Source organism: Streptomyces sp. ADI95-17, from assembly GCF_003846175.1.
Lineage (GTDB): Bacteria > Actinomycetota > Actinomycetes > Streptomycetales > Streptomycetaceae > Streptomyces > Streptomyces sanglieri.
In genome coordinates this window covers 145,155-153,260 of sequence record NZ_ML123050.1, presented here as the reverse complement: position 1 = coordinate 153,260, position 8,106 = coordinate 145,155, and the positions used below count along the sequence as shown (strand labels likewise).

At 69.7% G+C, this 8,106-nt stretch carries 7 protein-coding genes; 2 read left to right on the top strand and 5 right to left on the bottom strand.

The window, feature by feature from the left end:
- Positions 1-483 precede the first annotated feature (483 nt).
- Positions 484-1,752, bottom strand: a complete 1,269-nt coding sequence (locus EES42_RS31465) for a serine hydrolase domain-containing protein (RefSeq protein ID WP_124721691.1) — start codon at positions 1,750-1,752, stop codon at positions 484-486.
- A gap of 159 nt (positions 1,753-1,911) precedes the next feature.
- Between EES42_RS31465 and EES42_RS31460 the strand changes: the two genes are divergently transcribed.
- Complete coding sequence (locus EES42_RS31460) at positions 1,912-3,063, top strand: sensor histidine kinase (RefSeq protein WP_124721690.1); 1,152 nt, start codon at positions 1,912-1,914, stop codon at positions 3,061-3,063.
- A complete protein-coding gene (locus tag EES42_RS31455) occupies positions 3,054-3,734 on the top strand; it encodes a response regulator transcription factor (RefSeq protein WP_124721689.1) in 681 nt (226 codons plus the stop codon). The genes EES42_RS31460 and EES42_RS31455 overlap by 10 nt, the downstream gene beginning before the upstream one ends.
- 355 nt (positions 3,735-4,089) lie before the next feature.
- Here EES42_RS31455 and EES42_RS31450 read toward each other — a convergent pair whose 3' ends face one another.
- From EES42_RS31450 to EES42_RS31435, 4 genes are all read right to left on the bottom strand, one after another.
- Positions 4,090-4,638: a DUF2087 domain-containing protein gene (locus tag EES42_RS31450; protein WP_124721688.1), complete on the bottom strand. Its 549-nt coding sequence runs from the start codon at positions 4,636-4,638 to the stop codon at positions 4,090-4,092.
- Positions 4,639-4,708: 70 nt separating this feature from the next.
- Positions 4,709-5,041, bottom strand: a complete 333-nt coding sequence (locus EES42_RS31445; protein ID WP_124721687.1) for a DUF6204 family protein — start codon at positions 5,039-5,041, stop codon at positions 4,709-4,711.
- A 143-nt stretch (positions 5,042-5,184) separates the two neighbouring features.
- The gene (locus tag EES42_RS31440) at positions 5,185-6,876 is read right to left on the bottom strand and encodes an MFS transporter (protein WP_124721686.1); all 1,692 of its coding nucleotides are present in this window, start codon (positions 6,874-6,876) and stop codon (positions 5,185-5,187) included.
- A complete protein-coding gene (locus EES42_RS31435; RefSeq protein WP_241196708.1) occupies positions 6,873-7,628 on the bottom strand; it encodes a TetR/AcrR family transcriptional regulator in 756 nt (251 codons plus the stop codon). Before EES42_RS31435 ends, EES42_RS31440 begins: the two co-directional genes overlap by 4 nt.
- Positions 7,629-8,106 lie beyond the last annotated feature (478 nt).

Genomic DNA, 8,106 nt, shown 5'->3' with positions numbered 1-8,106 from the left:
CCGCGGCGTCGATCACCTCACGGTGGTCTCGTCACCTACCGCACCCTCTCGGAGCCCGGCTGGCAGTATCGGCTCGACTCCCGCCCACTGCATATCAGTCAACGGCACATCGAGGAACTGGCCTGGCGGGCGGCTCCTACCAGCGCATGCTGAGGTGGTCGAGGTCTGCTCGCCGCTGCTCGGTGATATGGCGCTGAGCGATGCTCGGGGCTGGATCGGGCGCGAGGGGCAGTGGTGCGACGATTGACGGCAGCAGTCGTTCCGCTTCGAGGTCCGCTCATCGGGCACCTGTATCTGATGGTGCGTCAGGGGTGTGCCGCAGTAGATGCCGGATTTACTGCAGCGGTGACATTGTCCGCGAAACCGCCGGTCGCGCGGCCGGCCGCAGGGACGGCGACTGCCAGGGAGCGCCGGGGACCGTGACCTTTCCACCGGCGTACGACACCGTCCACCGTCGGCCATCCCCGCATGCTGGGGGAGTAGTTACCTGTCCTGCCCGTTGCCGGGGGTGTCGCACAGTGCGTGGTCGACGAGGTTGCTGGCGGCTTGCTCCTGCCGGAGTGCGTTGTCGGGCGAGTCACCCAGGGCGGTGGACATGGAGACGGTCACGGTGCGCCTGCCGTCGTCGGTGGCGCCGTTCAGGGTGATGTAGCCGCCGTTGCCTCCTTCGTGGCTCCAGTAGCTGCCGCCGCAGGACAGGGGCCGTTCGACCAGGCCGAGGCCGTAGCGTCCGTACGGCCAGAACGCCTGCATCTCCTTGTTGACCGGGACGGTGTCCCGCATCTCGGCCAGCCGTGCCCGGGGCAGCACCTTGCCGCCGAGCAGGGCCTGGAAGAAGCGGTTGACATCCGCAGTGGTGGAGACGTAGCTGCCGGGGTCGGGGAGGATCACCTCGGTGACGTCGACCCGTTCGCCGGAGGGGAAAACCTGGTAGCCGTTGGCGTGTGGAGGCCGGAGCGCGGGGGTGCTCCCCGGCAGGTAGGTGTGCCCCATGCCGAGCGGCTTCAGGACCCGGTCCTCAACCTCCTTGTGCCAAGGGCGTTCTGTGACCTTCTCGATGATCATGCCGAGCAGGACGTAGCCGGTGTTGGAATAGCTCCACCCGGCGCCGGGTGGGAAGTCCGGGCGGTGCCTCATCGCCAGCGCGACGATCTGTCGGGGTGAGTAGGTGTCGTACCGGCGCTCGTAGTACTCCTGCGGGGTGGTGTAGCCGGGGAGGTCGTCGTCGTGGATGCCGCTGGTGTGCTGGAGGAGTTGGCGGATGGTCATCCGGCGTCCGTCGTTGCTGTTGCCGTCCACCAAGCCGGGCAGCCGGCGGTCCACCGTGTCGTCGAGTGCCAGCTTGCCCTCGTCCACCAGTTGCAGGACCACGGTGGCCACGAGCGCCTTGCCGGTGCTGGCCATCCGGAAGCGGCCGTCGCGGGGCACCGGACGGTTCGTGCCGGCCTCGGCGACGCCGCTGGTGGCGACCAGGTCCCTGCCAGGGCCGGTGGTCACCCGTGCCTGGACGCCGGTGACCCCCAGTGCCTCGATGGCGTCGGTGTCCCGGCGCAGATCGTCTTGCCCGTATCCGGGCGCGGCCGAGTCGCGTGCGTCGGCCGACAACCGGACGGCAACGGCCGTACCTGCAATGACGAGGACGGCCACAACGGCAGCCGGCCACCGTTTGCCGGTGCGGCGGTGCTGCCGATCGGGCCGGCCGGACACGGGAGTGTCCGGGTGCGGTACGGCGTTCGGGCTTGTGAATCTCATGCCCACACGCTAGGTAAGCATCCGACGGAGGGTCGCTACCGCAGGCACCCGGACGAAAGGTACAGCTGCCTGTAGTGCCGCAGGGCCGCCTGGTTGTCTAGGGTCAATCACGTGGGGCCTCCCACGGTCCTCCTGCACGACAAAGGGAAAGCGAGACAAGTGCTCGGCATACCCGGCGCGGCCCGCGCACGGTGGCTCAAGGCATGGCACAGCGGGCATTACCTGATGGCCACTTTGGTGTCCGCGGCGGTGGCGCTCGCTGCGGCGCCCCTGCTGTGCCTTCCGTCGCTGGCGCAGTCCTGGACGGAACAGCATCGCCGGCGCGCCGGGGCGCTGCTGGGACGGTCGGTCGAGCCGCGCCCGCGCGCCGCCCGCCGCAACCTTGCGTGGCTCGTGACGCAGGTGGTCACCGGCCTGCCGTCGGGCGCCCTCGCCCTGGTCTGTCTGGGCTGCCTGTTCATCACTCCTGTCATTACGCTGTTGTGGTGGGCCTTTCCCACAGCGCCGTGGCTGCCGGTGGTCAGCGTTCGCATAACCGGCTGGGGCACCGCGTTACCGCTCGGGCTGGTGAATCTTGTGGTCCTGGCGACACTGGCCGCCATCGTCCTCCCGCCGCTCGCCCGAGCGCACGCCCGGTGCTGCCTCGCGGTCCTGGCACCATCGCCCGCGGAGCAACTGGGCGAACGCGTCACCGAACTCACCCGAACACGTACGGACGTCCTGCAGGCACACGGTGCGGAACTCCGGCGGATCGAACGGGATCTTCACGACGGCACCCAGGCCCGGCTCGTGGCCATCGCGATGCGGCTCGCCGTGGCCGGCGAAAGCTTCTCCGACCAACCCGACGCGGCCGCCGCTCTGGTGCGACAGGCCCACGCCGAGACCGAGGACGCGATGACCGAGCTGCGCTCCGTCATCCGCACCATCTACCCCCCTGTGCTGGCCGACCAGGGCCTCTCCGGCGCGCTCAGCACCCTGACCACCAGGGCCGGAGTGCCGACCCGCATCGACATCGGTCCGCTCGGTGAGATCCCCGCAGCGGTCGAAGCGGTCGTCTACTTCGCCGTCACCGAGGCACTGGCGAACATCGCCCGACACAGCCGGGCCACCCATGCCTCAGTTCGCGTGACCCGCAACGGCGCGCTGCTCTGCGCGCAGATCGCCGACAACGGGACCGGCGAAGCGGACGCCGCCCGAGGTTCCGGCCTGGACGGAATGCGCCGCCGCGCCGCCGCTCTGGACGGCACCATGAAGATCAGCAGCCCGCCTGGCGGGCCGACCAATATCACCGTGGAGCTTCCGTGCGCGTAGTGATCACCGAGGACAACGTCCTGCTGTCATCCGGGCTCGAGCTCCTGCTCAACTCCCAGGGCTTCGAGGTCGTGGAGATCGCGGCCGACGCCCCCGGTTTCCTCACCGCCGTCGAGACCCACAGGCCGGACGTCACCATCGTGGACGTGCGGCTGCCCCCGACCTTCCGCGACGAGGGCATCCGGGCGGCGGTCCAGGCCCGCCGTGACCATCCCGGACTTCCCGTCCTGGTCCTGTCGCAGTACGTGGAGCAGGCATACGCGGGCCGCCTCCTCGCCGACGCCCGAGGCGGCATCGGATACCTGCTCAAAGACCGCGTGAGCCGCATCGCGGAATTCACCGACGCGCTGCGCCGTGTGGCCGGCGGCGGCACCGCCATGGACCCCGAAGCCATCGCCCAACTCCTGGCACACGGCGATCCCGTCGATGCCCTGACCGCACGCGAGCGCGAGGTCCTCGCGCTGATGGCCGAGGGCCACGACAACGCGACCATCGCCCAACGGCTCGTCATCACCGACAACGCCGTCCACAAACACATCGGCAACGTCTTCCTCAAACTCGGCCTGTCGGCCGGCGACAGCGGCCACCGCCGCGTCCGCGCAGTCCTGGCCTACCTCCGCCGCCATGGCGATCCCGCGCTAAACACAACGACATCACACCCATCGACATGAACAGCGCTGTGCCCCCATGGAACGACTGCATCGTCAGCCGACCAACTTCGTTGTGGAAGGACACCTGACCCCAACTACATGATCCGAACCTCGAACAGCTCCCAGAGATCGTTGCAACGCCCCGGCTCAAGGGGTGGCGATGTTCGAGATCCGGAAGAACCGGACGGTGGCTCAGGGGCGAAGGACCCTTTTCCGTGAGCGGGAGGAGTACTCCAGGCTCAGGCCTCCCACGCAAGGCGCTCGGCTGGGAAGCCCCAGCCGAGCGCCTGCACAGACTCTTCGCGGCCTGATCAAACCGACCACGTGTTGCAACTGCCCCTGGAACCCACCGAGTGTGCGGGGCCTTCCGCGGTCTTCATCCGGCGCAGCCCACCAGGTCGGCGAGCCGGTAGCGTCCGGACTCGCGGGCCAGGAGTCCGTCGTCGACGAGGGCGCGCCGCAGCGAGACGGCGTCCAGTGCGCCGCCCTCGCACCATGGCTGCAGGCGGTCGGTCACCGTCCGCTCGTCGTAGACGTCGCCGGCGGCGAAGGTGCTCCCGGCGACGTGCCCGAGGACCGCGCGACGGGCGTCGGCCTCCTGCTCCGGCACGTCGACCAGGATGCCGCCGCGGATGTGGCCGCGCAGTTGCGGGTCGGGCTGGTCGGCCGCCGTCTCCGCCGCCACACGCCGGGCGGCGGTCTCCGCGGCCGCGGCGAGGGCGTCGTCGTCCAGGGCCAGCGTGCCGTGCCCCTGGACGAGCAGTCCGCTGCGGACGAGCCGGCCGATGGCCGGGGCGGCCTGCGGTGCGCCGAGCCCCGAGACGGAGAGGATCTCCGCGGAGGTCGACGCGCCGAGGGCGGTCGCCGAGAAGATCCGGCGCAGCACCGGATCGGCCAGCTCGATGGCGAGTTGTTCGGGTGTCATGAGAGGGAACGCATCCTTTCTGAAGCCTGCCCGGCCCGTGTGCCCGGCAGGGGCCGGTTCCGTCAGGGGCTCAGCGGCCCTTCCGCTTGACCTTGATCTTGGACAGGTCGGTGGAGACCGACCGGAGGTCCCGGTACTCGCCCCCGAGCCTGCGGATGGCGGCCGCGGCCAGTTCCTTGGCCTGGCCCAGCACGAGGTCCTCGGTGTCCTCCTCGGTTGCCGGGACGAGGACGCGGAAGGTGAAGGTGAGCAGGGCCGGCTCGTAGGTGACGGTGCCCTCCTCGGTGAACCGGGCCTTGAACAGGTCGTGTTCGCCCGCCTGGGTGATCAGGGACGCACGCTGTTCATCCGTGAGCTCGGCGAACTTGCCGTGTGTGATGACCTGGTAGGTCGTACCGCTCATAACTGTGGTTCTCCAGGTGTGGATTCGGACATCGGCCCGCGTTCCGCAGGCGCGCGCGGCGGAGTTGACCGCATGTCAGTCGATGAAAGGTCAGCAGATCAGCCCGGCGGCCGGGGTCGAGCACCCCCTTCGGCCGCCGAGGCTCACTTCTGTTCCGGCCGGTGCGCCCGGTGCGGCAGGAGGAACAGCAGGCCGGTGACGAGCACCAGGCCGCCGGCCGCCCAGTACAGAGCCTCGCTGTAGGTGGCGATGAAGGTCTTGGAGCGGATCTCGCCGAGGGCGGAGTCGATGGTCTCGGCGTCGGCGCCGGAGTCCTGACCGGTGCCCGGGGCGCTCGCCAGCAGCGTGGTGCAGCTCTCCGGCACCTTGGTCGGGTCGGCCCGGCCGAGCGAGTCGGTCGCGCAGCTGCGGATCGCCCCGGCCTTGGCAGGTGCCACCGCCTGGACGGTCGGGATGACCTGGTCGGCTTGCGGACCCGCGTTGCTCGCCAGGGCGGAGAAGAAGACACCGCCGATGATCGCCACGCCTAGGGCCGCACCGAGCTGACCGGTCGCGTTGATGATGCCGGACGCTGCGCCCGCCTCCTGCGGCTTGACTTCGCGCAGGATCAGACCGGTCAGCGGGGCCATCAGCAGACCCATGCCGGAGCCGAGCAGGAGCATGGACGGGACGGCGTGCCAGGAGGTGATGCCGCTCCCGGCGTGGTTCGCGACCCAGGCGTAGGAGGCGATGCCGAGCATCATCATCAGGGCGCCCGCCACCAGGGTGTACCGCCCGTACCTGGGGAAGAGCGTGCGCACCGCGATTGTGCCGACGATCGGGACCCCGAGCGAGAACGGTATCGCGGTCAGACCGGTGTGCAGCGCCGACCAGCCCAGGCCGCCCTGGAGGTAGAGCGTCCAGCTGAGGAAGAAGCCCGCCGGGACGGCGCTGAAGAGCATCTGCGCCGCGACGCCGGCGCCGAACGCGCGGACCTGGAACAGGGAGAGGGTCACCAGCGGGGATCCGTCCTTGCGGGTCTTGTACCGCTCGTAGAAGACGAAGCCCACGATGACGGGCGCGGCGCCGAACAGGCAGGTGATGCTCCAGGCGGGCCAGTCGAGTTCACGGCCGAGCATGAGCGGCAGCATCAGCAGGAGCAGCCCGAAGATCGCGAGCAGCATGCCGATCAGGTCCAGCCGCATCGGGTGCGGGGACTTCGACTCCTTCATCCACTTCGAGGCCCCGAACAGGGCGGCCGCGCCGACCGGCAGGTTGACCACGAAGATGCTCCGCCAGCCGAGGTCGAGCGGGCTCCAGTCGACCAGGGCGCCGCCGAGGATGGGGGCGGCGACGATGGCCAGGCCGATCATGCCTGCGTACAGACTGACGACGCGGCCGATCTCCTGTGGGGCGAACGTGACGTGGATGATCGCCAGGACCTGCGGGACCATGATCGCGGCGGCCACACCCTGGAGGATGCGGGAGGCGACCAGCATCTCGGAGTTCTGCGCGGCCGCACACAGGGCGGAGGCCACGACGAACCCGGCGACACCGGTCATGAACATCCGCTTGCGGCCGAAGATGTCGCCGAGCCTGCCACCGGTGATCAGGATGGCCGCGAAGGAGAGTGTGTAGCCGGCGGTCACCGCCTGGATGACGACGGCCGACGCACCGAGGTCGCCCTGGACGGCCGGGATCGCCACGGTCACGATGTTGACGTCCAGCAGGTCCATGAAGGTAGCGACCAGCAGAACGGCCAGCGCGAGCCACCGCTTCGGGTCCGGTGCGGGGGCGTCGGAGGCGACAGGCGGTCCGGCGGTCGGCTGCCTCGCCTGCGCTGCCTTGCTGCTCATGGGTTCTTCTCCGGCTTCTCGATCGATGGCGTCCGACCCTTGGTGGTCGGACGCCCGGGGGACGGGCGGGAGGCTTCCTCGGCGGGCGCGGGGTTCCGGGAGAGCGCGCTCCAGGAGCGCATCAGCAGCTCGATGGCGTTCGCGACGGTGTCGATGTCGCTGTCCTCGGGGCAGAGCACGCGCTGGATGGACAGGCCGTCGCCCAGCGAGTACATGACGAGGGCCAGGAACTCGACCGGGGCCGGGGGAGCCACCGAGCGGGCGGCGAAGCCCTGCTCCAGCGCTTGGGCGAGCGCGGCGCGCGACCGCCGCTCGCGGACCGCGAGCACCGGGAGCAGTTCCGGGTCGCGCAGGCCGTAGAGCCAGAGCTCGGTGCGCAGGGCGAGCCAGCTGCCGAGGGTCTCGTCGCGTTGGCGGTACCAGGACCTCAGGTGCTCCATCAGGTTGTCGAACGATCCGGCGTCGAGGCTGAGTTGCTGCATCTCCTCCAGCTCGCGCTGGGTGTGCTGGTCCAGCAGGGCCAGGACGAGCTGGTGCTTGCCCTCGAAGTTGCCGTAGAACGCGCCGCGGGTGTAGCCGGCGTGCTCGACGATCTGCTCGACCGAGGTGCCGTTGACGCCGTGCTCGGCGAAGAGTTCGGCCGCGGCCTGCAGCAGCTGCTCGCGGGTGAGTTCCCGGCTCTGCTGCCGGGTGAGTCGCTTGGTGATGGTGATCGCCTCCTGATGCGCCGTCGGATACGAGACTGTATCCAAATACAGGTCTGTATCTGAAATGGGTTTCCGTATGACGACGGGCTGCCGCCGGCTCCCAAGGGAGGCAGTGGCGGCCCGAGGGCGACCGGCGGGACGAATCTCGATGCCAGCGCACGTAGCGGCGCATCAGTCGGTCCAGTTCCGCGGCCGGGGCGGCGGTGATGCCGCCGTGAACCGGACCGGGCCGCACGATCGGCTGCGCGGCACGTCGAGGACGGCCGCGACGTCCGGGACGTCGACCCCGGGGGTGCGGGGTGCGCGCAGGGTGGGCCTGACCGCTGAGCGGCCGGTGTTTCGTGAACGGGTGCGGCCAGGGGCTGTTCGAGGTTCGGATCTTGTTGGGGCCCGGTCGTGGGTTGATGTCTCTGCTAGGCAGTGTCTTCAAATGATCTTGTTTGGTGGGTCGTGGTCGGGTGTTACGTCGCCATGAACTGTCGGACGCCGAGTGGGAGTTCGTCCGGCCGCTGCTACCCCTGTC

Bases quoted from the DNA above. Each gene is read 5' to 3' on its own strand.
- EES42_RS31465 (WP_124721691.1), bottom strand. From the start codon at position 1,752: ATGAGATTCACAAGCCCGAACGCCGTACCGCACCCGGACACTCCCGTG.
- EES42_RS31450 (WP_124721688.1), bottom strand. From the start codon at position 4,638: ATGACACCCGAACAACTCGCCATCGAGCTGGCCGATCCGGTGCTGCGC.
- EES42_RS31445 (WP_124721687.1), bottom strand. From the start codon at position 5,041: ATGAGCGGTACGACCTACCAGGTCATCACACACGGCAAGTTCGCCGAG.
- EES42_RS31440 (WP_124721686.1), bottom strand. From the start codon at position 6,876: ATGAGCAGCAAGGCAGCGCAGGCGAGGCAGCCGACCGCCGGACCGCCT.